This window comes from Escherichia sp. HH26CH, assembly GCF_009820205.1.
In the GTDB taxonomy this organism is placed as follows: Bacteria; Pseudomonadota; Gammaproteobacteria; order Enterobacterales; family Enterobacteriaceae; genus Escherichia; species Escherichia coli_F.
On sequence record NZ_VNXM01000012.1, the window covers coordinates 263,716 to 286,812 of the forward strand.

Genomic DNA, 23,097 nt, shown 5'->3' on the forward strand with positions numbered 1-23,097 from the left:
CTGAAACTAAATTGTGTAAAGGTTATGCTGTCATATTTAAAGCGATTGTAAGCTAATGTATGTAATAAATGAGATAATTTACAGTGAGCTAAAAATCAGCCAGGCGATAATGACCCGGCTGACAGTTTTAGTCTTTAGCTGTTGCATTTTGTTTATGAAACAGTTCACGGAACACCGGATAAATATCATCCTGGTCGCGGATATGCTGCATCGCAAAATTGTCGAAAGTAGATTGCAGATGTTCATATTCTCGCCACAGTGTCTGATGAGCGCGACGGGTAATTTCGATATAGCTGTAATAACGAACAACGGGCAATAATTTTTTCGCCAGGATTTCATGGCAAAGTGGAGAGTCATCGGCCCAGTTATCGCCGTCCGATGCTTGTGCCGCGTAAATATTCCATTGCGCCGGGTTATAACGCTCTTTCACCACCTCATCCATCAGTTTCAGGGCGCTGGAAACAATGGTACCGCCAGTTTCCTGTGAGTAGAAAAACTCATGTTCATCGACTTCTTTCGCCTGGGTATGGTGCCGGATGTAAACGACTTCCACGTTCTTATACGTTCTGCTAAGGAACAGATACAGCAGAATATAAAAACGCTTAGCCATATCTTTAGTGGACTGATCCATTGAACCCGAAACGTCCATCAGGCAAAACATCACTGCCTGGCTGGAGGGATCGGGTCGTTTTTCGTAGTTCTTGTAACGTAAATCGAAGGTGTCAATAAAAGGGACGCGTTCAATTTTGGCACGTAATTCTGCAATTTCTTTGCGCAGACGTTCCTCTTCCAGTAGTTGCGCAGGCTCACTGTTGCTGATGATGGCCAAATTCTCTTCCAGCGCATGAAGTTCCCGCCGCTTGCCCGCCGTCATGGCTGTGCGTCGCGCCAGTGAGTTCTGCAATGAACGCACAACGCTGATATTGGCAGGAACGCCGTTAGCGGTATAACCCGCCCGATGCGTTTTATATTCGGTCAGCTGGCGTTGTTGGTTTTGTTTCAGATTCGGTAAGGCCAAATCTTCAAAGAGCAGATCAAGATACTCATCTTTCGAAATCTGAAAGACAAATTCATCCTGACCTTCACCATCCTGGCTGGCCTGGCCCTGACCACTGCCGGAACCACCGCCGCCGCCCTGGGGGCGTTCAATGCGGTCATTCTGGACGAAATGGTCATTGCCCGGATGAACGCGGTGGCGCAGGCCGCCACGTCCCTGATGAAACATCGGTTCGCTAATATCTTCCGTTGGAATGGATACGGACTCGCCTCTGTCGACGTCAGTCACCGAACGCTTATTAATGGCCTCGGAGATCGACTGTTTAATTTGCGCTTTATAACGGCGTAAAAAACGCTGGCGATTCACCATGCTTTTGTTTTTGCCGTTCAGACGCCGGTCAATAAACCAGGTCATATGCCCCCCGTACTACATTTGCCAACTGTTTGCTACGCCTGTGTTGCCGCTTCTCTGGCCCACGGTTCGCTGTCGTTGTAGGCCCGGTAGCATGCGTACCGGGCCATGGTTGTTAAGACGATTTACGTACGCGCAAATACCATTCGCACAGTAAACGCACCTGTTTACGGGTGTAGCCTTTTTCCATCATACGGTCGACAAAATCGTCGTGTTTCTTCTGCTCGTCGGTTGACGTTTTGGCGTTAAACGAAATAACCGGCAACAGCTCCTCGGTATTAGAGAACATTTTCTTCTCAATAACCGTGCGCAGTTTTTCATAGCTGGTCCAGTTCGGATTGCGTCCGCTGTTATTCGCTCTGGCGCGCAGTACGAAGTTGACAATCTCGTTGCGGAAATCTTTTGGATTACTGATCCCCGCCGGTTTCTCAATTTTCTCCAGCTCGGCGTTGAGAGATTCGCGGTCAAATAGCTGCCCGGTATCCGGGTCGCGATACTCCTGATCCTGAATCCAGAAATCTGCATACGTGACATAACGGTCAAAAATGTTTTGTCCATACTCAGAATAGGATTCAAGATACGCAGTCTGAATCTCTTTACCGATAAACTCGGCATATTTCGGGATCAGATAACCTTTCAGGAACTCGAGATAGCGTTCTGCCTGCTCTTGCGGGAACTGCTCGCGCTCGATCTGCTGTTCCAGGACGTAGAACAGATGAACAGGGTTTGCTGCCACTTCCACGTGGTCGAAGTTGAACACGCGAGAGAGGATCTTAAACGCAAAACGCGTGGACAGACCGTTCATCCCTTCATCAACGCCTGCGTAGTCACGATATTCCTGATACGACTTGGCTTTCGGATCGGTGTCTTTCAGACTTTCGCCATCATAAACCCGCATCTTCGAATAAATGCTGGAGTTTTCCGGCTCTTTCAGACGCGAAAGAATGGAAAAACGAGACAGCGTTTCCAGCGTGCCAGGTGCGCAGGGGGCGTGAGTCAGTTCACTATGATTAAGCAATTTCTCGTAGATTTTGATCTCTTCGGAAATACGCAAGCAATATGGCACCTTCACGATATAAACACGATCGAGGAAGGCTTCGTTGTTCTTGTTATTACGGAAAGTGACCCATTCGGATTCGTTCGAATGGGCGAGAATAATCCCGTTAAACGGCAAGGCGGAGATACCTTCCGTACCGTTGTAGTTACCTTCCTGAGTGGCGGTTAACAGGGGATGCAGCACTTTAATCGGTGCTTTAAACATCTCGACAAACTCCATGATCCCCTGGTTGGCGCGGCACAGTGCACCGGAATAGCCGTAGGCGTCCGGGTCATTCTGCGCGTAGTGTTCGAGTTTACGAATATCGACTTTCCCAACCAGCGCGGAGATGTCCTGGTTGTTCTCATCACCGGGTTCCGTTTTGGCGATAGCAATTTGTTGCAGAATTGACGGCCAGACCTTCACTACCCGGAACTTAGTGATATCGCCACCAAATTCATGCAGGCGTTTTGCCGCCCACGGCGACATGATGGTGCCGAGATAACGGCGAGGAATGCCATACTCTTTTTCCAGAATCTGCGCATCTTCCTGCGGATTGAAAAGACAGAACGGATGATCGTTGACCGGGCTCCGCTCACCGTTAGCGCTTAATACATAGATCGGCACGAGCTGCATTAATGATTTCAGTCGCTCAGCAAGCGATGATTTACCCCCACCCACAGGCCCCAGCAGATACAGGATTTGTTTCTTCTCCTCCAGCCCCTGAGCCGCGTGTTTCAGATAAGAGACAATCTGTTCAATCGCGTCTTCCATGCCGTAAAACTCTTCAAAGGCCGGGTAACGTGCAATGACCCGGTTAGAAAAGAGTCGAGAAAGTCTGGGTTCCTGGGCTGTATCGACCATGACAGGCTCACCGATAGCCATCAATAGCCGCTCAGCCGCGTTGGCATAAGCACTGCGATCTTGCCGACAAGTGGTAAGAAACTCCTGCAGTGTGAACTCTTCGTCCTTGGCAGCTTCATATCGCTGGCGATAGTGATCGAATATATTCATGGTATGCCGTCCTTTCGTTTTTTAGCACAGGTTAAGAGCCGTTCATATGAATAGTAGAGGCTCCCGGAAGAGGTAAACTGAACGACGTCTCTTGCTAAAACACAGCAACTCTCATGCCATTTTATCGACGATGAGAACAACGTGCCCGGTGATACACCTTCAAAATTAAGCGTAGATGGCAAATGGAAAACTTGCCTGCACGGCTTTCTTAATTTCAATGGCATATCAACAACTCATCCATAAAATTTGCATAATTAATGTAAAGACCAGGGTCGCCAGTAACGCGTAATTCATTTGGCTGTAAGCGTGGTGTCATCTGCGTCAGGAAAATTAAACAGTTACTTTAAAAAATGAAAACGTAAAAAGGTTGGGTTTCGATGTATTGACGGGTAAACTTTGTCGCCCGCTAAACATTTGTTTAAGGAATGATTAATTGTGACCAAACTCAAACTTCTGGCACTTGGAGTGCTTATCGCAACGTCTGCAGGCGTAGCGCACGCTGAAGGTAAATTTTCCCTGGGCGCAGGCGTAGGTGTCGTTGAACACCCATATAAAGATTACGATACCGATGTTTACCCAGTACCGGTAATCAACTATGAAGGCGATAACTTCTGGTTCCGTGGCTTAGGTGGTGGTTACTACCTGTGGAATGACGCAACGGATAAACTTTCAATTACCGCTTACTGGTCGCCGCTTTACTTCAAAGCTAAAGACAGTGGCGATCACCAAATGCGTCACCTGGATGACCGTAAGAGCACCATGATGGCTGGTCTGTCTTATGCTCACTTTACCCAGTACGGTTACCTGCGTACCACCCTGGCTGGCGATACCCTGGATAACAGCAACGGCATCATCTGGGATATGGCCTGGTTGTATCGTTACACCAACGGTGGCCTGACCGTGACTCCGGGTATTGGTGTGCAGTGGAACAGCGAAAACCAGAACGAATACTATTATGGCGTATCGCGCAAAGAGTCTGCGCGCAGCGGTCTGCGTGGCTATAACCCGAACGACAGCTGGAGCCCTTACCTGGAGCTAAGTGCCAGCTACAACTTCCTCGGTGACTGGAGTGTTTACGGTACCGCGCGCTACACCCGTCTGTCTGATGAAGTTACTGACAGCCCAATGGTGGATAAATCCTGGACTGGCCTGATTTCTACCGGGATCACCTACAAATTCTGATAATGCATCTTTCCAGGGCATTTTGTACATAAAAACAGGGCGTAACGCCCTGTTTTGCATTACGGTGGTGCAATACCTGGGAGGAAACAATGCAACAAAAAATGATTCAATTTAGTGGCGATGTCTTACTGCCAGCCATAGGGCAGGGAACATGGTATATGGGCGAAGATGCCAGTCAGCGTAAAACAGAAGTTGCTGCACTACGCGCGGGCATTGAACTCGGTTTAACCCTCATTGATACCGCCGAAATGTATGCCGATGGCGGTGCCGAAAAAGTGGTTGGGGAAGCATTAATCGGTCTGCGTGAGAACGTCTTTCTCGTCTCTAAAGTCTATCCGTGGAATGCTGGCGGGCAAAAAGCGATAAATGCATGCGAAGCCAGTTTACGCCGTCTCAATACTGATTATCTCGATCTCTACTTATTACACTGGTCTGGCAGTTTCGCTCTCGAAGAGACTGTCGCAGCGATGGAAAAATTGATCGCCCAGGGAAAAATCCGCCGCTGGGGCGTTTCTAACCTTGATTATGCCGATATGCAGGAACTCTGGCAGCTGCCGGGGGGAAATCAGTGTGCCACTAATCAGGTGCTTTACCATCTCGGTTCACGAGGGATTGAGTACGATCTACTGCCCTGGTGCCAGAAACAGCAGATGCCGGTGATGGCTTACAGTCCATTAGCCCAGGCCGGCCGGTTGCGCAATGGACTGTTAAAAAATGCGGTAGTCAACGAAATTGCACATGCTCACAATATCAGTGCGGCACAAGTATTGTTGGCGTGGGTAATCAGCCATCAGGGTGTGATGGCGATTCCAAAAGCGGCAACTGTCGCACATGTCCAACAAAATGCGGCTGTGCTTGAGGTTGAACTTTCGTCAGCGGAATTAGTTATGCTGGATAAAGCGTATCCGGCACCAAAAGGAAAAACTGCGTTGGATATGGTGTGATGTTGATACGTGCCGGATGCATCGCACCCGGCACACAATATTAACGCAAATTAACGTTTCGCAACGCGAATGGATTGCGCCAGATGTGCAGGTTTCTCTTTGGTGACTTTTTGCGTTTCTGAAGCGTATGCCGTTTCTACACAAACAAAGGTCTTGTAGCCATCATCCGGCATATCGCCCATGCTAACTGAAAGCGCCGGTCCTGGGTTCCAGCCTACAACGTTCAGATGATGCTGGTGGCCTACGGCGATAATACGATTCAGCGCTTCGTCATTAATTACGCTGCAATCTTGCGGATTCAGATACACGCGATCGGTACGGTCAGGGAAGGTCTGAATACCGTCGGTCAGTACATCTTCTTTCGCGTCATTTACTTTATCAATGAAGCGATCGCCTAGTCCACTGACGCTTACCTTAGCGATATCACCCACGTTAAAGTAGGTATGCAGAGCAGAGGTAGTTTCAAATTCGCCGTGTGCTTCAAGATCGATTTCACAGGTTTTACCCACGTGGAAATGCGCTAACAGCGTAAAGTCGTGCGGCCAGAATTTTTTCGTCTCTTCGCTTTGTGTCAATTCAAAAGTCAGCGCTACACCATCAGCATCTTCACGATGTGATTTCAGCGTCCACGGCAGGTTGCGGGCAAAACCGTGCGCAGGCAGACCTTGTTGTGCAGCCGGACCAAACCACGGCCAGCAAACCGGTATGCCACCGCGAATGGCGACGCCATTTTTGAACGGTGTGTTGTTACTCAACCACAGAACTTCTTCTTCACCCGCAGGTTTCCACGAGAGAAGGTGTGCGCCCTGTAATGCAAAAGAGGCTTTTACCTGGGGATGATCGACCACAATGAGGTCCAGTTCATCCAGTTTACGACGGGAGAGAACAGGGGAGATTTGTTCGATGACCGGAAGGGCAAAAATTTTCTTAAACATGACGCAGTCCTTTAACTTCATTTTATCAGGTAAAAAAAAGAGCGACCGAAGTCGCTCTTTTTAGATCACAGAGTCATCTCAACTTATTTGGAGATGTGAGCGATCAGGTCCAGAACTTTGTTGGAGTAACCGGTTTCGTTGTCGTACCAGGATACCAGTTTCACGAAGTTGTCGTTCAGAGCGATACCCGCTTTAGCATCGAACACGGAAGTGCAAACTTCGCCGTTGAAATCGGTAGATACTACGTCATCTTCGGTGTAGCCCAGAACGCCTTTCATTTCGCCTTCAGCAGCAGCTTTAACGGCAGCTTTGATCTGCTCGTAAGTTGCAGCTTTTTCCAGACGAACGGTCAGGTCAACTACGGATACGTTCGGGGTCGGAACGCGGAACGCCATACCAGTCAGTTTGCCATTCAGTTCTGGCAGTACTTTACCTACAGCTTTAGCAGCACCGGTAGAGGACGGGATGATGTTCTGGGAAGCGCCGCGGCCACCACGCCAGTCTTTGTGAGACGGGCCATCAACGGTTTTCTGAGTAGCGGTAGTAGCGTGAACGGTGGTCATCAGACCTTCGATGATGCCGAAGTTATCGTTGATAACTTTAGCCAGCGGAGCCAGGCAGTTGGTGGTGCAGGAAGCGTTAGAAACGATGTCCTGGCCAGCATATTTGTCGAAGTTAGCGCCTTTAACGAACATCGGAGTGTTGTCTTTAGACGGACCAGTCATAACCACTTTCTTCGCACCAGCGGTGATGTGTTTACGAGCAGTTTCGTCAGTCAGGAACAGACCAGTTGCTTCAGCGACAACGTCAACACCAACTTCGTCCCATTTCAGGTTAGCCGGATCACGTTCAGCGGTAACACGGATTTTTTTACCGTTAACGATCAGATGACCGTCTTTCACTTCAACGGTACCGTCGAAACGGCCGTGAGTGGAGTCATATTTCAGCATGTATGCCATGTAATCAGCGTCTAACAGGTCGTTGATTGCAACGATCTCGATGTCAGAACGTTTCTGAGCAGCACGGAAAACAATGCGACCGATACGGCCAAAACCGTTGATACCTACTTTGATAGTCATATATTCCACCAGCTATTTGTTAGTGAATAAAAGGTTGCCTGTAAAATTACAAAAACCTTACGCAGCGTCAAGCGGAATCGTGTCAATCATTGCGACAAATCAATCCTGTGCCTAAGCATTATGCGACTGACTCGCCTCACTCTTCCTTTGGGCTTGAGACCACATGGGGTCGGCGCCCCGAATTTTAAAGGGCAATTACGATAAAAATGTGATTTTCATCACGATTTAGGTGCAGCCATTTCGTAGAGATCAAGTTTAGGACAAAATTTTGCCAGTTGGTGTTAATGTTTTGTTAGAATCAGTCACGTAATGTGAGCACGATTAAAGTGAGATGTAAGCAAATGGCTAATAAACCTTCGGCAGAAGAACTGAAAAAAAATTTGTCCGAGATGCAGTTCTACGTGACGCAGAATCATGGGACAGAGCCGCCATTTACGGGTCGTTTACTGCATAACAAGCGTGACGGCGTATATCACTGTTTGATCTGCGATGCCCCGCTGTTTCATTCCCAAACCAAGTATGATTCCGGCTGTGGCTGGCCCAGTTTCTACGAACCGGTGAGTGAAGAATCCATTCGTTATATCAAAGACTTGTCACATGGAATGCAGCGCATAGAAATTCGTTGCGGTAACTGTGATGCCCATCTGGGGCATGTCTTCCCCGACGGGCCGCAGCCAACGGGTGAACGTTATTGTGTTAACTCAGCCTCTTTACGCTTTACCGATGGCGAAAACGGCGAAGAAATCAACGGTTGAAAAAACGATTCAGCAACTTATTCCACAGGAGCGGAAAAATTATGAATCTTGATGACATTATCAACAGCATGACGCCTGATGTATACCAGCGTTTGTCGACTGCCGTTGAGCTGGGGAAATGGCCTGATGGCGTTACGTTGACCGAGGAACAAAAAGAGAACTGCCTGCAACTGGTGATGCTGTGGCAAGCCCGCCATAATACCGAAGCTCAGCATATGACAATTGACACAAATGGTCAGATGGTTATGAAGAGCAAACAACAGTTAAAAGAAGATTTTGGTATCTCAGCAAAGCCTATTGCCATGTTTAAATGATTGGTTTATCCCCTTTTTGCCGCGGTTATAAAGGGGATAGCCAACAATAACCCCACGACTCATCTCAATTATCTCGCCCCGACCTGGCTAAGTCCCAGCCCGGTCTCTTGCAGTCGCGTTCACGCCTGAATGACTTCTCCTGAACTTAAGTCTCAGACCTATTTGGCCGGTAATCCCTCTCAAATTTGCTCATTTTGCGTTCCACCTTCCATCACCCTGTAACAGACCCAGCCATTTTCTGCGTAATTGTGATCTGAGTTGTAAAACACAGATCAATATCTGTGTTTTAAAGATTTGGTGTTGACCTCAAAAATCATGTGGGTAAGTATGATGGCCATCTAAGCAAAACAAAACACAGAGGATGACGCAATGAAAGCACTGGCTCGGTTTGGCAAAGCCTTTGGCGGCTACAAGATGATCGATGTCCCACAACCCATTTGTGGCCCGGAAGATGTGGTGGTTGAAATTAAAGCTGCGGCAATCTGCGGCGCAGACATGAAGCACTACAATGTCGATAGCGGTTCTGATGAGTTTAACTCTATCCGCGGCCATGAGTTCGCAGGTTGTATTGCGCAGGTTGGTGAAAAAGTCAAAGACTGGAAAGTGGGGCAACGCGTCGTGTCGGATAACAGCGGTCACGTTTGCGGCGTTTGTCCGGCCTGTGAACAAGGTGATTTTCTGTGTTGTACAGAAAAAGTAAACCTTGGTCTGGATAACAATACGTGGGGCGGTGGTTTTTCCAAATATTGTCTGGTTCCTGGTGAAATTCTCAAAATTCATCGTCATGCGTTGTGGGAAATCCCTGATGGTGTTGATTATGAGGACGCAGCCGTACTTGACCCTATCTGCAATGCCTACAAATCCATCGCGCAGCAATCGAAATTCCTCCCTGGTCAGGATGTAGTCGTCATCGGCACTGGCCCACTCGGGCTGTTCTCCGTACAAATGGCGCGGATTATGGGGGCGGTAAATATCGTCGTCGTTGGTCTACAAGAAGATGTGGCGGTCCGCTTCCCGGTTGCAAAAGAACTGGGTGCGACGGCTGTAGTAAATGGTTCTACCGAAGATGTGGTGGCGCGCTGCCAGCAAATTTGTGGCAAAGACAATCTGGGACTGGTGATTGAATGCTCCGGTGCCAATATCGCATTGAAACAAGCCATCGAAATGCTCCGCCCGAACGGGGAAGTGGTACGCGTTGGAATGGGCTTCAAGCCTCTTGATTTCTCGATTAATGACATTACCGCCTGGAACAAAAGCATCATTGGGCATATGGCCTATGACTCCACCTCATGGCGTAACGCTCTCCGGCTATTAGCCAGCGGCGCTATCAAAGTCAAACCGATGATCACGCATCGTATCGGCCTGTCGCAATGGCGCGAAGGGTTTGATGCGATGGTCGATAAAACCGCAATCAAAGTGATCATGACTTACGACTTTGATGAATAACTACTCTCCTGAAGGAACGTTATCGCATGGAACAGATAACAAAACCGCATTGTGGTGCACGGCTGGATCGCTTACCGGATTGCCGCTGGCATTCGTCAATGTTTGCCATCGTCGCGTTTGGCTTGCTTGTCTGCTGGAGTAATGCCGTTGGTGGCTTGATCCTCGCGCAGCTGAAAGAGTTGGGCTGGACAGATAATTCCACCACTGCCACATTCTCAGCAATTACGACCGCCGGAATGTTTCTCGGTGCGCTGGTTGGCGGCATCATCGGTGACAAAACCGGTCGCAGAAATGCGTTCATCCTCTATGAGGCCATTCATATTGCCTCGATGGTTGTCGGTGCTTTTTCACCGAATATGGATTTCCTTATTGCCTGCCGTTTTGTGATGGGCGTTGGGCTGGGAGCTTTACTGGTGACGCTGTTTGCTGGTTTCACCGAATATATGCCCGGTAGAAATCGCGGAACATGGTCCAGTCGGGTTTCCTTTATTGGCAACTGGTCATATCCGCTCTGTTCATTGATTGCGATGGGACTCACGCCACTGATTAGTGCAGAGTGGAACTGGCGAGTACAACTGCTTATCCCTGCAATATTGTCGCTTATCGCTACGGCGCTGGCCTGGCGCTACTTTCCTGAATCCCCGCGCTGGCTGGAATCGCGCGGACGGTATCAGGAAGCCGAGAAAGTCATGCGGAGTATAGAAGAAGGCGTCATACGCCAGACGGGTAAACCTTTGCCGCCCGTGGTTATTGCTGATGACGGTAAAGCGCCACAAGCGGTGCCGTATTCAGCCTTACTGACAGGAGTATTACTGAAACGCGTGATATTAGGTTCTTGTGTGCTGATTGCCATGAACGTTGTGCAGTACACACTAATTAACTGGTTGCCAACGATATTCATGACCCAGGGGATTAATTTAAAAGACTCGATTGTTTTAAATACCATGAGTATGTTTGGCGCGCCATTTGGTATTTTTATTGCCATGCTGGTGATGGATAAAATTCCGCGTAAAACAATGGGTGTGGGGTTATTAATCCTGATTGCGGTGCTCGGATATATCTATTCACTGCAAACCAGTATGTTGCTCATAACGCTGATTGGTTTCTTCCTGATTACTTTCGTCTATATGTACGTTTGCTATGCCTCGGCAGTGTATGTCCCTGAGATCTGGCCGACAGAGGCCAAATTACGTGGCTCCGGTCTGGCGAATGCAGTAGGGCGAATCAGTGGTATTGCCGCACCTTATGCCGTTGCAGTGCTGCTCAGTAGTTATGGCGTAACGGGAGTCTTTATTCTTCTGGGGGCGGTTTCAATTATTGTCGCAATTGCTATCGCTACCATTGGAATTGAAACCAAAGGTGTCTCCGTTGAAAGTTTAAGTATTGATGCAGTAGTCAAAAAATAATACTGGTGGATTCAAAATGAAAAATTCAAAAGCAATATTGCAGGTGCCGGGCACAATGAAAATTATTTCAGCAGAAATACCTGTGCCTAAAGAAGATGAAGTTTTGATTAAAGTAGAATATGTCGGTATTTGTGGTTCAGATGTACATGGTTTTGAATCAGGCCCGTTTATTCCGCCTAAAGACCCAAATCAAGAAATTGGCCTGGGTCATGAATGCGCCGGGACGGTTGTGGCTGTGGGAAGCCGTGTGCGCAAATTTAAAGCGGGGGATCGGGTAAATATCGAACCTGGCGTTCCTTGCGGTCACTGTCGTTACTGTCTGGAAGGCAAATATAACATCTGTCCGGACGTTGATTTTATGGCGACACAACCCAACTACCGCGGCGCATTAACGCACTATCTGTGTCATCCGGAGAGCTTTACTTACAAACTGCCCGACAATATGGACACGATGGAAGGGGCGCTGGTGGAGCCTGCCGCAGTCGGGATGCATGCCGCGATGCTGGCAGATGTTAAACCGGGTAAGAAGATAATTATTCTGGGAGCGGGTTGTATTGGTTTGATGACGTTGCAAGCATGCAAATGCCTGGGAGCTACGGATATTGCCGTCGTTGATGTACTGGAAAAACGTCTGACAATGGCGGAACAGCTCGGCGCGACAGTGGTTATTAACGGCGCAAAAGAAGACACTATCGCACGCTGTCAGCAATTTACCGAAGAAATGGGCGCAGATATTGTTTTCGAAACAGCGGGTTCTGCGGTCACCGTTAAACAGGCACCTTATCTGGTAATGCGCGGCGGTAAAATTATGATTGTTGGTACTGTACCGGGCGATTCGGCAATCAATTTCCTCAAAATCAATCGCGAAGTCACTATCCAGACAGTATTCCGCTATGCCAATCGTTATCCGGTCACGATTGAAGCTATTTCCTCAGGGCGATTCGATGTGAAATCGATGGTGACACATATTTACGATTATCAGGATGTACAACAGGCTTTTGAAGAGTCGGTTAACAACAAACGCGACATTATTAAAGGCGTTATTAAAATTAGCGATTAATTAATACGGGAGAACAGAATATGCTCGCAGATATCAGATATTGGGAAAACGATGCCACAAATAAATATTATGCAATTGCCCATTTTAACGTATGGAATGCAGAAATGTTGATGGGCGTTATCGACGCAGCCGAAGAAGCGAAATCACCGGTTATTATTTCTTTTGGTACAGGTTTTGTCGGAAACACCTCATTTGAAGATTTCTCTCACATGATGGTATCAATGGCAAAAAAAGCAACGGTGCCGGTAATAACTCATTGGGATCATGGTCGGAGTATGGAAATTATTCATAACGCCTGGACTCATGGTATGAATTCATTAATGCGTGATGCTTCCGCATTTGATTTCGAAGAAAATATTCGTTTAACCAAAGAGGCTGTTGATTTCTTCCATCCGCTGGGTATTCCGGTAGAGGCAGAATTAGGGCATGTCGGTAATGAAACCGTTTATGAAGAAGCGCTGGCGGGCTATCACTATACCGATCCTGACCAGGCGGCTGAATTTGTTGAACGTACGGGCTGTGACTCATTGGCTGTCGCCATCGGCAACCAGCATGGGGTTTATACGTCAGAGCCACAATTGAACTTTGAGGTCGTCAAACGCGTACGCGATGCCGTTTCTGTTCCGCTGGTTTTGCACGGCGCATCGGGGATCAGTGATACCGACATTAAAACTGCAATTTCGTTGGGTATCGCGAAAATCAACATTCATACGGAGCTCTGTCAGGCCGCAATGGTAGCAGTGAAAGAAAACCAGGATCAGCCTTTCCTGCATTTAGAACGTGAAGTACGTAAAGCTGTAAAAGAACGGGCATTGGAAAAAATTAAACTGTTCGGTTCTGATGGCAAAGCGGAATAATGATATGGATAATCTCGACGTTATTTGTATAGGTGCCGCTATTGTTGATATTCCATTGCAACCGGTCAGTAAAAATATCTTTGATGTGGATTCTTATCCTCTTGAAAGAATCGCAATGACCACCGGGGGTGATGCAATAAATGAAGCAACAATTATTTCTCGTCTGGGCCATCGCACAGCATTAATGAGTCGTATTGGTAAAGATGCCGCCGGGCAATTTATTCTCGACCATTGCCGCAAAGAGAATATTGATATTCAAAGCCTGAAGCAGGACGTCAGCATAGATACCTCTATTAACGTTGGACTGGTGACGGAGGATGGCGAGCGGACGTTTGTCACAAACCGTAACGGCAGTCTGTGGAAATTGAATATTGACGATGTTGATTTTTCGCGGTTTTCTCAGGCGAAATTATTATCTCTGGCCAGTATTTTCAACAGTCCTCTATTGGATGGTAAAGCGCTAACAGAAATTTTTACGCAAGCTAAAGCCCGGCAGATGATTATCTGTGCCGATATGATCAAACCGCGGTTGAATGAAACGCTGGATGATATTTGCGAAGCATTGAGTTATGTCGATTATCTGTTTCCTAATTTTGCCGAGGCAAAATTACTCACTGGGAAAGAGACACTGGATGAAATTGCTGACTGCTTTCTTGCGTGCGGCGTAAAAACGGTGGTGATTAAAACGGGTAAAGACGGCTGCTTTATCAAGCGTGGTGACATGACGATGAAGGTGCCGGCGGTCGCAGGAATAACCGCCATCGACACTATTGGCGCCGGCGATAACTTTGCTTCTGGCTTTATAGCGGCTCTGTTAGAAGACAAAAATCTGCGTGAATGCGCACGCTTTGCCAATGCAACGGCGGCTATCTCGGTTCTAAGCGTCGGTGCCACCACCGGTGTAAAAAACAGAAAGCTGGTCGAACAATTGCTGGAAGAATACGAAGGATAATGAAGGCAAATGAAAAAGATACCTTTAGGCACAACGGATATAACGCTTTCGCGAATGGGGTTGGGGACATGGGCCATTGGCGGCGGTCCTGCATGGAATGGCGATCTCGATCGACAAATATGTATTGATACGATTCTTGAAGCCCATCGTTGCGGCATTAACCTGATTGATACTGCGCCAGGATATAACTTTGGCAATAGTGAGGTTATCGTCGGTCAGGCGTTAAAAAAACTGCCCCGTGAACAGGTTGTAGTAGAAACCAAATGCGGCATTGTCTGGGAACGAAAAGGGAGTTTATTCAACAAAGTTGGCGATCGGCAGTTGTATAAAAACCTTTCCCCGGAATCTATCCGCGAAGAGGTAGAAGCCAGCTTGCAACGTCTGGGTATTGATTACATCGATATCTACATGACGCACTGGCAGTCGGTGCCACCATTTTTTACGCCGATAGCTGAAACTGTCGCAGTGCTCAATGAGTTAAAGGCCGAAGGGAAAATTCGCGCTATAGGCGCTGCTAACGTCGATGCTGACCATATCCGCGAGTATCTGCAATATGGTGAACTGGATATTATTCAGGCGAAATACAGTATCCTCGACCGGGCAATGGAAAGCGAACTGCTGCCGCTATGTCGTGATAATGGCATTGTGGTACAGGTTTATTCCCCGCTAGAGCAGGGATTGTTGACCGGTACCATCACTCGTGATTACGTTCCGGGCGGCGCTCGGGCAAATAAAGTCTGGTTCCAGCGTGAAAACATGCTGAAAGTGATTGATATGCTTGAACAGTGGCAGCCACTCTGTGCTCGTTATCAGTGCACAATTCCCACTCTGGCACTGGCGTGGATATTAAAACAGAGTGATTTAATATCCATTCTTAGTGGGGCTACTGCGCCGGAACAGGTACGTGAAAATGTCGCGGCACTGAATATCAACTTATCGGATGCAGACGCAACATTGATGAGGGAAATGGCAGAGGCTCTGGAGCGTTAAATACTCAACACGATTCACCTCTGTTTCTGTGAAAACTGTGATTAAAATCTGTGATTCAAACGGGTTATTTTGAAAGTAAACATCGGTTATGCGATAATCGCGCTAATGTGATGTAAAAAGATACAGGGGTGTAATCGTGGCGGCAAAAGACAGGATTCAGGCAATTAAGCAAATGGTTGCCAACGATAAAAAGGTGACAGTCTCAAATTTGAGTGGGATTTTTCAGGTAACCGAGGAAACCATTCGCCGCGATCTTGAGAAGCTGGAAGATGAAGGCTTTTTGACCAGAACCTATGGTGGTGCTGTTTTAAATACAGCGATGTTGACGGAAAATATCCATTTTTATAAGCGCGCTTCATCGTTTTATGAAGAGAAGCAGCTTATTGCACGCAAGGCGCTACCCTTTATCGACAATAAAACCACTATGGCAGCCGATTCCAGTAGTACCGTTATGGAATTGCTCAAATTGTTGCAGGACCGTAGTGACCTGACGTTGCTAACTAACTCGGCGGAAGCGATTCATGTTCTGGCTCAATCAGAAATTAAAGTCGTTTCAACGGGGGGGGAACTAAACAAAAATACACTTTCCCTGCAAGGAAGAATTACTAAAGAGATCATCAGCCGCTACCATGTCGATATCATGGTAATGAGTTGTAAAGGTCTTGATATTAACAGCGGCGCGCTGGACTCTAACGAAGCGGAAGCTGAAATCAAAAAGACAATGATCCGTCAGGCGACAGAAGTTGCGTTATTGGTTGATCACTCTAAGTTTGATCGCAAAGCTTTTGTCCAGTTAGCTGACTTTAGTCATATTAATTACATAATAACTGATAAATCACCGGGTGCAGAGTGGATAGCATTTTGCAAAGACAATAATATCCAGCTGGTGTGGTAATTTAAGCACACGTTGTCAATATTATTTGTTCCTGCGCCTGGAAAATAAAATGATGATAAAGATGCGGCAAGTGAATTTGCCGCAATTGCTACCTTTTTAGCAAATCCGAGGCACCTAATGGAACAATATGATCAAATTGGCGCAAGACTGGACCGCTTGCCTTTGGCCCGGTTTCATTATCGTATATTTGGAATTATAAGCTTTAGTCTGTTATTAACGGGTTTTTTGAGTTATTCAGGCAATGTTGTTTTAGCAAAGCTGGTAAGCAATGGATGGTCAAATAATTTCCTCAATGCCGCCTTTACCTCGGCATTAATGTTTGGTTATTTCATCGGCTCTCTTACCGGTGGGTTCATCGGTGATTATTTTGGGCGGCGCAGGGCTTTTCGCATAAATCTTCTCATCGTCGGTATTGCGGCAACAGGGGCCGCTTTTGTCCCTGATATGTACTGGCTCATTTTCTTTCGCTTCCTGATGGGCACAGGAATGGGGGCGCTGATTATGGTTGGCTATGCTTCGTTTACGGAGTTTATCCCCGCGACGGTGCGTGGAAAATGGTCCGCGCGGCTCTCATTTGTTGGTAACTGGTCGCCCATGCTGTCTGCGGCGATAGGCGTGGTGGTTATCGCTTTTTTTAGTTGGCGGATAATGTTTCTGCTGGGTGGTATTGGTATACTGTTAGCCTGGTTTCTCTCAGGTAAATACTTTATTGAGTCGCCTCGATGGTTGGCGGGGAAAGGACAAATCGCAGGTGCAGAAAGCCAACTTCGTGAAGTAGAGCAGCAAATTGAAAGAGAGAAGAGTGTTCGTTTACCCCCGCTTACTTTGAATCAGAGCAACAGCAAGGCTAACGTAATCAATGGTACTTTCTGGCTGCTGTTTAAAGGGGAAATGTTACGACGTACATTAGTCGCGATTACTGTTTTAATTGCAATGAACATTTCACTTTATACCATCACCGTATGGATACCGACCATATTTGTTAACTCCGGCATTGATGTTGATAAATCAATATTAATGACTGCTGTTATTATGATTGGCGCTCCGGTAGGTATATTTATTGCGGCATTAATTATTGATCATTTTCCTCGTCGATTATTTGGCTCCGCCTTGCTTATTATTATTGCCATGTTAGGCTATATCTATTCAATTCAGACTACAGAGTGGGCGATTTTAATCTATGGCCTGGTGATGATCTTCTTTTTATACATGTATGTTTGCTTCGCGTCGGCGGTTTATATCCCGGAGCTTTGGCCAACGCATTTACGCCTGCGCGGTTCGGGTTTCGTTAATGCCGTCGGACGGATCGTCGCGGTCTTCACGCCTTATGGCGTTGCGGCACTATTAACGCATTATGGGTCAATCACGGTGTTTATGGTGCTTGGCGTGATGTTAGTGCTCTGTGCGCTGGTCCTCTCCATTTTTGGCATCGAAACGCGGAAGGTGTCGCTGGAAGAGATTTCTGAGGTGAATTAAATCTTTCGTTGATGGCGTCAATTGTCAGATGTACCACTGACGTGTTTTATCTGGCCTACAATGGCAGTACAGAATTGTAGGCCAGCATAAAATTACTCCTGCGTCTCTTCCCAGTCTGCAAGCGTATATAGCGTTGCCCCAGCTGCTGACATCTCCATAAACGCGTGCGCACTGTGCTGTGGCTGGATATTCACGCCACGACAACCATCGGTAATCACATTAACCTTATAACCTAACTGTAACGCGTCCAGCACGGTAAACTTCACGCAATAGTCAGTAGCCAGGCCCATAATGATCAATTCATCGATTTCATGATCGCGTAACCAGTCATCGAGCGTGGTTTTCTGCCGACGGCCGTTATCAAAAAAGGCACTGTAACTGTCAACTAAAGGATTTTCGCCTTTATGGAACACCGCTGCGATCGCTTTTTGGTTCAGTAACAGATGTAATTGTGCGCCTTCACTGTTCTGCACACAGTGATCTGGCCAGAAGGTTTGTGGCAAACCGTCGAGTTGGCCTGGCGTATAAGGCTCTACACCGTGCTGACTGGCAAAACTGCCGTGATTCGCCGGGTGCCAGTCTTGACTGGCGATAACCGCTTCACCGCGCGACTGGCACCAGTCAATCAGGCGGTTAGCGACATCCACCGTACTGTCACCTTCCGGCACGGCGAGCGCGCCACCAGCACAGAAATCATTTTGTAAATCGACCAGTAACAGGGCGCGAGGGGGCATTGCAGTCTCCTTAATCATCCGGCGTCAGTTCGCCGCGCAGGTTTTGGCTCATGGCCTTGCGAATGGTTTCAGTATCCAGTTCCTGGCTAAGCAGGTAATGCAGTTTGGTTAGCGTGGCTTCTACAGTCATATCTGCACCGCCAATAACGCCGGCATGGGCGAGGGCGTTACCGGTGGCATAACCCCCCATGTTCACTTTACCGGACATACATTGTGTCAGGTTGACTACCACAATTCCGCGATCGCTGGCTTCTTGTAATTCTTGCAGGAATGCTTTGTTTTGTGGCGCATTACCCACGCCATATGAGCGCAGAATCAATGCTTTCACCGGTTGGCGCAGAAAATTGCGCACGACGTCAGCAGAAATCCCCGGATAAATCGTCACTACGCCAATTGGTTGTGGGGTGATTGGATGAACGATCAATTCCCCTTCACCGTGCGGGGCGGGGGGCGTATTCAAACGACGAATATGGATACCTGCTTCCAGTAACGGAGGAAGGTTTGGAGAGGCAAACGCATCAAAACCATCGGCATGGGCTTTGGTGGTACGGTTGCCACGATAAAGTCGATTATTAAAAAAGAGAGTTACTTCGTTGATAGGATAATTCGCCGCAACGTACAACGCATTCAGCAGATTAATTTGTCCGTCAGAGCGTAACTCAGCCAGCGGGATTTGTGACCCTGTCACAATGACCGGTTTACCGAGATTCTCGAGCATGAACGACAGCGCAGAGGCGGTATACGCCATCGTGTCGGTGCCGTGCAGAATGACAAAACCATCATAGTCGTCATAATGCGCTTTAATATCTTCAGCAATATGCTGCCAGTCTTCTGGCGTCATATCTGAAGAGTCCATCAGCGGCGTATATTCATGAATGGTGAAATCTGGCATCTCCGGGCGATGGAATTCCGGCATCAGCGCCAGTTGGCGTTGTAGATGACCTGACACCGGAATATAACCCTGCTCGGAACGCTGCATCCCGATGGTCCCGCCCGTGTAGGCGACGTAAATTGATTTCTTTTGCATGATATTGATATGAATGATATCGAAAGAGCAAAAGTATATACGTGAGGGGCAGCGAGCGCACCTGGATACTCTGTGGATATGAGAAAAGTCCGGCAGAACGGAGGGATTAGTGTCCCGCCGGAGAAAAGTGGTTAATCCTGCAACGCATAGGTTACGGTGGTGACTACGCGTACCGTTTTATTAATCGCCGTAGGATCATCTTCATCACTGCCACTGGCGAAGATCTGGAACACGCCTTGTGAGGCATCGCTAATTGACCCCACCTGGCTACCTGAGTCCGTTGCAAATTGTAATGCTGCGTTGCGTGCATCTTTGGTGGCGGCGGCAATCATCTCAGCGCGCAGTGCGCCAATACCATTAAAGCGATAGGCGACTTTGCTCTCAGCGATAGCGCCCTCCGTAGCGACTTGCAGTTCGTTTAATTTCGCGACGACTTTTTCGACAGCAGCAACATTATGGGTTTTTATCGTCACTGACCCGTCTGCGTTATAGCGTGGCATTGTGGGATCATCTTTCAGATAAAAGGAATCTGTTCGCTTGCTTGTCCATTGGCCCAGGGTTATCTCTTTCTCGTTAATCCCCTGAGCATTGAGTTCGGCAACAATTTTTTTCTGCGCGTCTTCCAGTTTCGGGAACAGTTCGCCGGGAATATTACCCTTAAAGTTAATCGCAATTGTTAATTCTGCCGTATCTGCGCGAACTTCTTTTTCAGAAAGCCCACGCACATTTACATAACGGTTATTGGTTTTTAAATGTTTAACACCATCGCCAACAAAATAACCACAGGCGCTAATCCCCAGTCCGAGGACGATAGCGGCAATTAAAGAGGGGGCCTTATTCACTGATGACTCCATATCAGATGCTAAATGAGCAAGGGAATGTAGTGGAGAGAGGGAGTGAAAGACAGTCCGATTCAGGAGTGTGGCCGACAGCATATCGGCCACATTTTTGCAGGATTTAACGCACGTTGGCGCAGGTCAGGCAAAACGCATAACGGTTTTGTGGGTCGTTAAACGCTGCCAGCTTGTCGCTTTCACTTTTAACGGTAGAGGCTACCGAGGCCAGCGGTGCAGGTAACATGGCCTGGAACGCATCTGGCAACATTGCCCGGACAGAACCAGACATATTGTCCATCACTTTGTCGAAGAAGGTCGGTTCATCAACGTAGTATTCCAGATGCCACTGTTTCACTTTTGCCAGCTCTGCTGCTTTGGCAACCGCATCATCGAAATCTCCGAGACTATCGACCAGCCCGTTAGCTTTTGCATCCTGACCGGTCCAGACGTGGCCCTGGGCGATTTTATCAATCTGCTCCGGCGTCGAATGACGCGCATCAGCAACCAGCGTGATAAAGCGTTTATAGCCATTCTCAATGCTTAACTGCATCATCTGCTGCGCTTCCAGCGGCAGTGCCTTGGTGATAGAAACATCCGCCAGCGGTGAAGTTGAGACGCCATCGGTATGAACACCAATCGAATCCAAACTATTTTCTACGGTAGTGATCACGCCGAAGATACCGATAGAACCGGTCAGGGTGCTGGGGTTAGCCACAATGTAATTAGCTGGCGTGGAAATCCAGTAACCACCAGATGCCGCCATGCCGCCCATCGATACAACCACAGGCTTACCCGCTGCCCTGGCAGCTGCCAGTTCAGCGCGAATCACTTCAGAGGCGGTAACGCTGCCGCCAGGGCTATTAACACGCAGAACAATCGCTTTCACTTTCGGGTCAAGGCGAGCGTCGCGGATTTGTGCCGCAGTGGTATCACCGCCAACATTCCCCTGAGTTTCCTCGCCATCCATAATTGCGCCATTCGCGAAGACGACACCGATGCTGTCACCGGTATCTGCCGGCGTTTTCAATGCGTAATCGTAATAACTGATGGCGCGATAATTTTTATCAGTCTTACTCCAGCCGAACTCTTTGGTCAGAGCTTTTTCGATTTCGGCACTTGATGCCAGTGCATCGACCAGCTTGTTTTCCAGCGCATATTTCGCGGTATCGCCACCTGTTTTGGTTAAACCCTCAAGCAACCCTTGCGCACCAGGGAATACCTGCTGAGCAGGGATCTGCCGGTTAGCGGCAACAGTATTCAGATAGTTTTGCCACAGCTCACCGATCCAGCGGCTGTCAGCTTCGCGGGCTGCCGGTGACATATCATCACGAATAAACGGTTCAACGGCAGATTTATACGTACCCACGCGGAACACATGGGTGGAAACTTTCAGCTTATCCAGTAACGATTTGTAGTACAGACCGTTGGTAGCAAAACCGTGCAGATCCACCACGCCTTGTGGAGATAGCCAAATTTTGTTGGCGAAACTGGCGAGATAATATTGCCCCTGGCTGTAGTTCTCGCCTATGGCATAAACTGGTTTCCCGCTGTCACGAAACTCTTTCAGGGCTTTGCCGATGTACTGCATAGACGGCTGGTCGCCGCCTGCGAAGTTTTTCAGATCCATCACGATACCGGTGATATTGCGGTCATCCTTCGCCTGGCGAATGGTGTTGACGATATCAAACAGTGAGTTTTCCTGCAGACGATCGGAACTGGCACCAAGGAGCTGGCGGCTTAGCTTACTAAACCGCTGAGAACTGTCGGGTTTATCGACGATTACACCAGATATGTCCAGCAGCAGCGCGCCACGACTGGCCGTTTCTTTCGAATCACCACCACTGACCTGCATCCAGATCCCCACACCAACCAGTACGAGAAAAATAAAGAACAGGTTAAGTACCATTTCACGGACGAAATTCAGCAGACGCCACGTCCATTTAAAAAATCCGGCAATAAATCGCCAAAGGGTTCGCATGTATTCTCCCAAATTAAGGTCACACCTGTCACAGGCGCAATAGATGTGGTTATCGTAATGACCCAACCGGCACTTGTCAGCAGGAATTGCGGACTGTGCTGTAACAAAATCCACTCTCGTGTTAATTTTGTGAATAAATATCATGACAGGAGTTAATCAAATGGATGCACTCGAACTATTGATCAATCGCCGTAGCGCCTCCCGCCTGGCTGAACCCGCGCCAACGGGTGAACAACTGCAAAACATCCTGCGTGCGGGTATGCGTGCGCCGGACCATAAGTCCATGCAACCGTGGCATTTTTTTGTGATTGAAGGGGAAGGACGCGAGCGTTTCAGCGCATTATTGGAACAGGGGGCGATTGCTGCCGGTAGTGATGACAAAGCTATCGACAAAGCGCGTAATGCGCCGTTCCGCGCACCGCTCATCATAACGGTGGTGGCAAAATGCGAAGAAAATCATAAAGTCCCGCGCTGGGAACAGGAAATGTCTGCGGGATGTGCGGTCATGGCGATGCAAATGGCAGCAGTTGCCCAGGGGTTTGGCGGCATCTGGCGCAGTGGCGCATTAACTGAAAGTCCGGTAGTGCGTGAAGCATTCGGTTGCCGTGAGCAGGATAAAATTGTCGGTTTTCTCTACCTTGGTACGCCGCAGTTGAAAGCATCTACATCGATAAACGTTCCGGACCCGACGCCGTTTGTGACTTATTTCTGATAATTGTCGCGAAACTGTCTGGATTGTGAGCAAAGGCGCAGGAATTCAGACACTCTCACTT

At 48.1% G+C, this 23,097-nt stretch carries 21 protein-coding genes; 13 read left to right on the forward strand and 8 right to left on the reverse strand.

Annotated elements, in window-relative coordinates:
* Positions 1 to 127: 127 nt before the first annotated feature.
* Together FQ015_RS03315 and yeaG are read right to left on the reverse strand one after the other, a co-directional pair.
* Complete coding sequence (locus FQ015_RS03315; protein ID WP_105267315.1) at positions 128 to 1,411, reverse strand: YeaH/YhbH family protein; 1,284 nt, start codon at positions 1,409 to 1,411, stop codon at positions 128 to 130.
* Between the two features lie 112 nt (positions 1,412 to 1,523).
* Entirely contained in the window at positions 1,524 to 3,458 is a 1,935-nt protein-coding gene (gene yeaG / locus FQ015_RS03320; protein WP_001019882.1) for a protein kinase YeaG, read from the reverse strand.
* A 435-nt stretch (positions 3,459 to 3,893) separates the two neighbouring features.
* Between yeaG and mipA the strand changes: the two genes are divergently transcribed.
* Together mipA and yeaE are read left to right on the forward strand one after the other, a co-directional pair.
* Positions 3,894 to 4,640 carry a scaffolding protein MipA gene (gene mipA / locus FQ015_RS03325; protein ID WP_022645785.1) on the forward strand — a complete coding sequence of 249 codons (747 nt, stop codon included), beginning with the start codon at positions 3,894 to 3,896 and terminating at the stop codon, positions 4,638 to 4,640.
* An 89-nt stretch (positions 4,641 to 4,729) separates the two neighbouring features.
* Positions 4,730 to 5,584 (forward strand): methylglyoxal reductase YeaE, encoded by an 855-nt coding sequence (gene yeaE / locus FQ015_RS03330; RefSeq protein ID WP_106907460.1) that lies wholly within the window; start codon positions 4,730 to 4,732, stop codon positions 5,582 to 5,584.
* 50 nt (positions 5,585 to 5,634) lie between these two features.
* Here yeaE and FQ015_RS03335 read toward each other — a convergent pair whose 3' ends face one another.
* Positions 5,635 to 6,519 carry a D-hexose-6-phosphate mutarotase gene (locus FQ015_RS03335; RefSeq protein WP_105267317.1) on the reverse strand — a complete coding sequence of 295 codons (885 nt, stop codon included), beginning with the start codon at positions 6,517 to 6,519 and terminating at the stop codon, positions 5,635 to 5,637.
* 83 nt (positions 6,520 to 6,602) lie between these two features.
* Positions 6,603 to 7,598 carry a glyceraldehyde-3-phosphate dehydrogenase gene (gene gapA, locus FQ015_RS03340; RefSeq protein ID WP_000153502.1) on the reverse strand — a complete coding sequence of 332 codons (996 nt, stop codon included), beginning with the start codon at positions 7,596 to 7,598 and terminating at the stop codon, positions 6,603 to 6,605.
* Between the two features lie 341 nt (positions 7,599 to 7,939).
* On the opposite strand from gapA, the gene msrB reads away from it, so the two are divergent.
* The 10 genes from msrB (at position 7,940) to FQ015_RS03390 (ending at position 17,749) form a co-directional block, all read left to right on the forward strand.
* The gene (gene msrB / locus FQ015_RS03345; RefSeq protein ID WP_001284618.1) at positions 7,940 to 8,353 is read left to right on the forward strand and encodes a peptide-methionine (R)-S-oxide reductase MsrB; all 414 of its coding nucleotides are present in this window, start codon (positions 7,940 to 7,942) and stop codon (positions 8,351 to 8,353) included.
* A gap of 41 nt (positions 8,354 to 8,394) precedes the next feature.
* Positions 8,395 to 8,667 (forward strand): YeaC family protein, encoded by a 273-nt coding sequence (locus tag FQ015_RS03350; protein ID WP_105267318.1) that lies wholly within the window; start codon positions 8,395 to 8,397, stop codon positions 8,665 to 8,667.
* Between the two features lie 369 nt (positions 8,668 to 9,036).
* A complete protein-coding gene (locus FQ015_RS03355) occupies positions 9,037 to 10,113 on the forward strand; it encodes a zinc-binding dehydrogenase (RefSeq protein ID WP_105267319.1) in 1,077 nt (358 codons plus the stop codon).
* 26 nt (positions 10,114 to 10,139) lie between these two features.
* Positions 10,140 to 11,519 (forward strand): MFS transporter, encoded by a 1,380-nt coding sequence (locus tag FQ015_RS03360; protein ID WP_160523704.1) that lies wholly within the window; start codon positions 10,140 to 10,142, stop codon positions 11,517 to 11,519.
* A 16-nt stretch (positions 11,520 to 11,535) separates the two neighbouring features.
* On the forward strand, positions 11,536 to 12,579 hold the full coding sequence (locus FQ015_RS03365; RefSeq protein ID WP_000798095.1) for an NAD(P)-dependent alcohol dehydrogenase: 1,044 nt from the start codon (positions 11,536 to 11,538) through the stop codon (positions 12,577 to 12,579).
* Positions 12,580 to 12,599: 20 nt separating this feature from the next.
* Positions 12,600 to 13,436 carry a ketose-bisphosphate aldolase gene (locus tag FQ015_RS03370; RefSeq protein WP_160523705.1) on the forward strand — a complete coding sequence of 279 codons (837 nt, stop codon included), beginning with the start codon at positions 12,600 to 12,602 and terminating at the stop codon, positions 13,434 to 13,436.
* A gap of 4 nt (positions 13,437 to 13,440) precedes the next feature.
* On the forward strand, positions 13,441 to 14,388 hold the full coding sequence (locus FQ015_RS03375) for a sugar kinase (protein ID WP_001354718.1): 948 nt from the start codon (positions 13,441 to 13,443) through the stop codon (positions 14,386 to 14,388).
* A 9-nt stretch (positions 14,389 to 14,397) separates the two neighbouring features.
* Positions 14,398 to 15,378, forward strand: coding sequence for an NADH-dependent methylglyoxal reductase (gene ydjG / locus FQ015_RS03380; RefSeq protein ID WP_000723727.1), 981 nt, complete (start codon positions 14,398 to 14,400; stop codon positions 15,376 to 15,378).
* Between the two features lie 136 nt (positions 15,379 to 15,514).
* On the forward strand, positions 15,515 to 16,273 hold the full coding sequence (locus FQ015_RS03385) for a DeoR/GlpR family DNA-binding transcription regulator (RefSeq protein WP_000719088.1): 759 nt from the start codon (positions 15,515 to 15,517) through the stop codon (positions 16,271 to 16,273).
* Positions 16,274 to 16,390: 117 nt separating this feature from the next.
* Entirely contained in the window at positions 16,391 to 17,749 is a 1,359-nt protein-coding gene (locus FQ015_RS03390) for an MFS transporter (RefSeq protein ID WP_000438818.1), read from the forward strand.
* Positions 17,750 to 17,841: 92 nt separating this feature from the next.
* Here FQ015_RS03390 and pncA read toward each other — a convergent pair whose 3' ends face one another.
* The 4 genes from pncA to sppA form a co-directional block, all read right to left on the reverse strand.
* The gene (gene pncA, locus FQ015_RS03395; RefSeq protein WP_115738676.1) at positions 17,842 to 18,483 is read right to left on the reverse strand and encodes a bifunctional nicotinamidase/pyrazinamidase; all 642 of its coding nucleotides are present in this window, start codon (positions 18,481 to 18,483) and stop codon (positions 17,842 to 17,844) included.
* 10 nt (positions 18,484 to 18,493) lie between these two features.
* The gene (ansA, locus tag FQ015_RS03400) at positions 18,494 to 19,510 is read right to left on the reverse strand and encodes an asparaginase (protein WP_001170162.1); all 1,017 of its coding nucleotides are present in this window, start codon (positions 19,508 to 19,510) and stop codon (positions 18,494 to 18,496) included.
* Between the two features lie 131 nt (positions 19,511 to 19,641).
* Entirely contained in the window at positions 19,642 to 20,352 is a 711-nt protein-coding gene (locus FQ015_RS03405; RefSeq protein WP_001030438.1) for an SIMPL domain-containing protein, read from the reverse strand.
* A gap of 115 nt (positions 20,353 to 20,467) precedes the next feature.
* Positions 20,468 to 22,324 carry a signal peptide peptidase SppA gene (gene sppA, locus FQ015_RS03410; protein WP_105271081.1) on the reverse strand — a complete coding sequence of 619 codons (1,857 nt, stop codon included), beginning with the start codon at positions 22,322 to 22,324 and terminating at the stop codon, positions 20,468 to 20,470.
* 160 nt (positions 22,325 to 22,484) lie between these two features.
* Here sppA and FQ015_RS03415 point away from each other — a divergent pair, with 160 nt between their 5' ends.
* Entirely contained in the window at positions 22,485 to 23,036 is a 552-nt protein-coding gene (locus tag FQ015_RS03415; protein ID WP_000339269.1) for an NAD(P)H nitroreductase, read from the forward strand.
* Positions 23,037 to 23,097 lie beyond the last annotated feature (61 nt).

Excerpts from the sequence above, each read along its gene's own strand:
- FQ015_RS03315 (WP_105267315.1), bottom strand. The coding sequence starts at position 1,411 with ATGACCTGGTTTATTGACCGGCGTCTGAACGGCAAAAACAAAAGCATG.
- yeaG (WP_001019882.1), bottom strand. The coding sequence starts at position 3,458 with ATGAATATATTCGATCACTATCGCCAGCGATATGAAGCTGCCAAGGAC.
- yeaE (WP_106907460.1), top strand. The coding sequence starts at position 4,730 with ATGCAACAAAAAATGATTCAATTTAGTGGCGATGTCTTACTGCCAGCC.
- FQ015_RS03335 (WP_105267317.1), bottom strand. The coding sequence starts at position 6,519 with ATGTTTAAGAAAATTTTTGCCCTTCCGGTCATCGAACAAATCTCCCCT.
- gapA (WP_000153502.1), bottom strand. The coding sequence starts at position 7,598 with ATGACTATCAAAGTAGGTATCAACGGTTTTGGCCGTATCGGTCGCATT.
- msrB (WP_001284618.1), top strand. The coding sequence starts at position 7,940 with ATGGCTAATAAACCTTCGGCAGAAGAACTGAAAAAAAATTTGTCCGAG.
- FQ015_RS03350 (WP_105267318.1), top strand. The coding sequence starts at position 8,395 with ATGAATCTTGATGACATTATCAACAGCATGACGCCTGATGTATACCAG.
- FQ015_RS03355 (WP_105267319.1), top strand. The coding sequence starts at position 9,037 with ATGAAAGCACTGGCTCGGTTTGGCAAAGCCTTTGGCGGCTACAAGATG.
- FQ015_RS03360 (WP_160523704.1), top strand. The coding sequence starts at position 10,140 with ATGGAACAGATAACAAAACCGCATTGTGGTGCACGGCTGGATCGCTTA.
- FQ015_RS03365 (WP_000798095.1), top strand. The coding sequence starts at position 11,536 with ATGAAAAATTCAAAAGCAATATTGCAGGTGCCGGGCACAATGAAAATT.
- FQ015_RS03370 (WP_160523705.1), top strand. The coding sequence starts at position 12,600 with ATGCTCGCAGATATCAGATATTGGGAAAACGATGCCACAAATAAATAT.
- FQ015_RS03375 (WP_001354718.1), top strand. The coding sequence starts at position 13,441 with ATGGATAATCTCGACGTTATTTGTATAGGTGCCGCTATTGTTGATATT.
- ydjG (WP_000723727.1), top strand. The coding sequence starts at position 14,398 with ATGAAAAAGATACCTTTAGGCACAACGGATATAACGCTTTCGCGAATG.
- FQ015_RS03390 (WP_000438818.1), top strand. The coding sequence starts at position 16,391 with ATGGAACAATATGATCAAATTGGCGCAAGACTGGACCGCTTGCCTTTG.
- pncA (WP_115738676.1), bottom strand. The coding sequence starts at position 18,483 with ATGCCCCCTCGCGCCCTGTTACTGGTCGATTTACAAAATGATTTCTGT.
- ansA (WP_001170162.1), bottom strand. The coding sequence starts at position 19,510 with ATGCAAAAGAAATCAATTTACGTCGCCTACACGGGCGGGACCATCGGG.
- sppA (WP_105271081.1), bottom strand. The coding sequence starts at position 22,324 with ATGCGAACCCTTTGGCGATTTATTGCCGGATTTTTTAAATGGACGTGG.
- FQ015_RS03415 (WP_000339269.1), top strand. The coding sequence starts at position 22,485 with ATGGATGCACTCGAACTATTGATCAATCGCCGTAGCGCCTCCCGCCTG.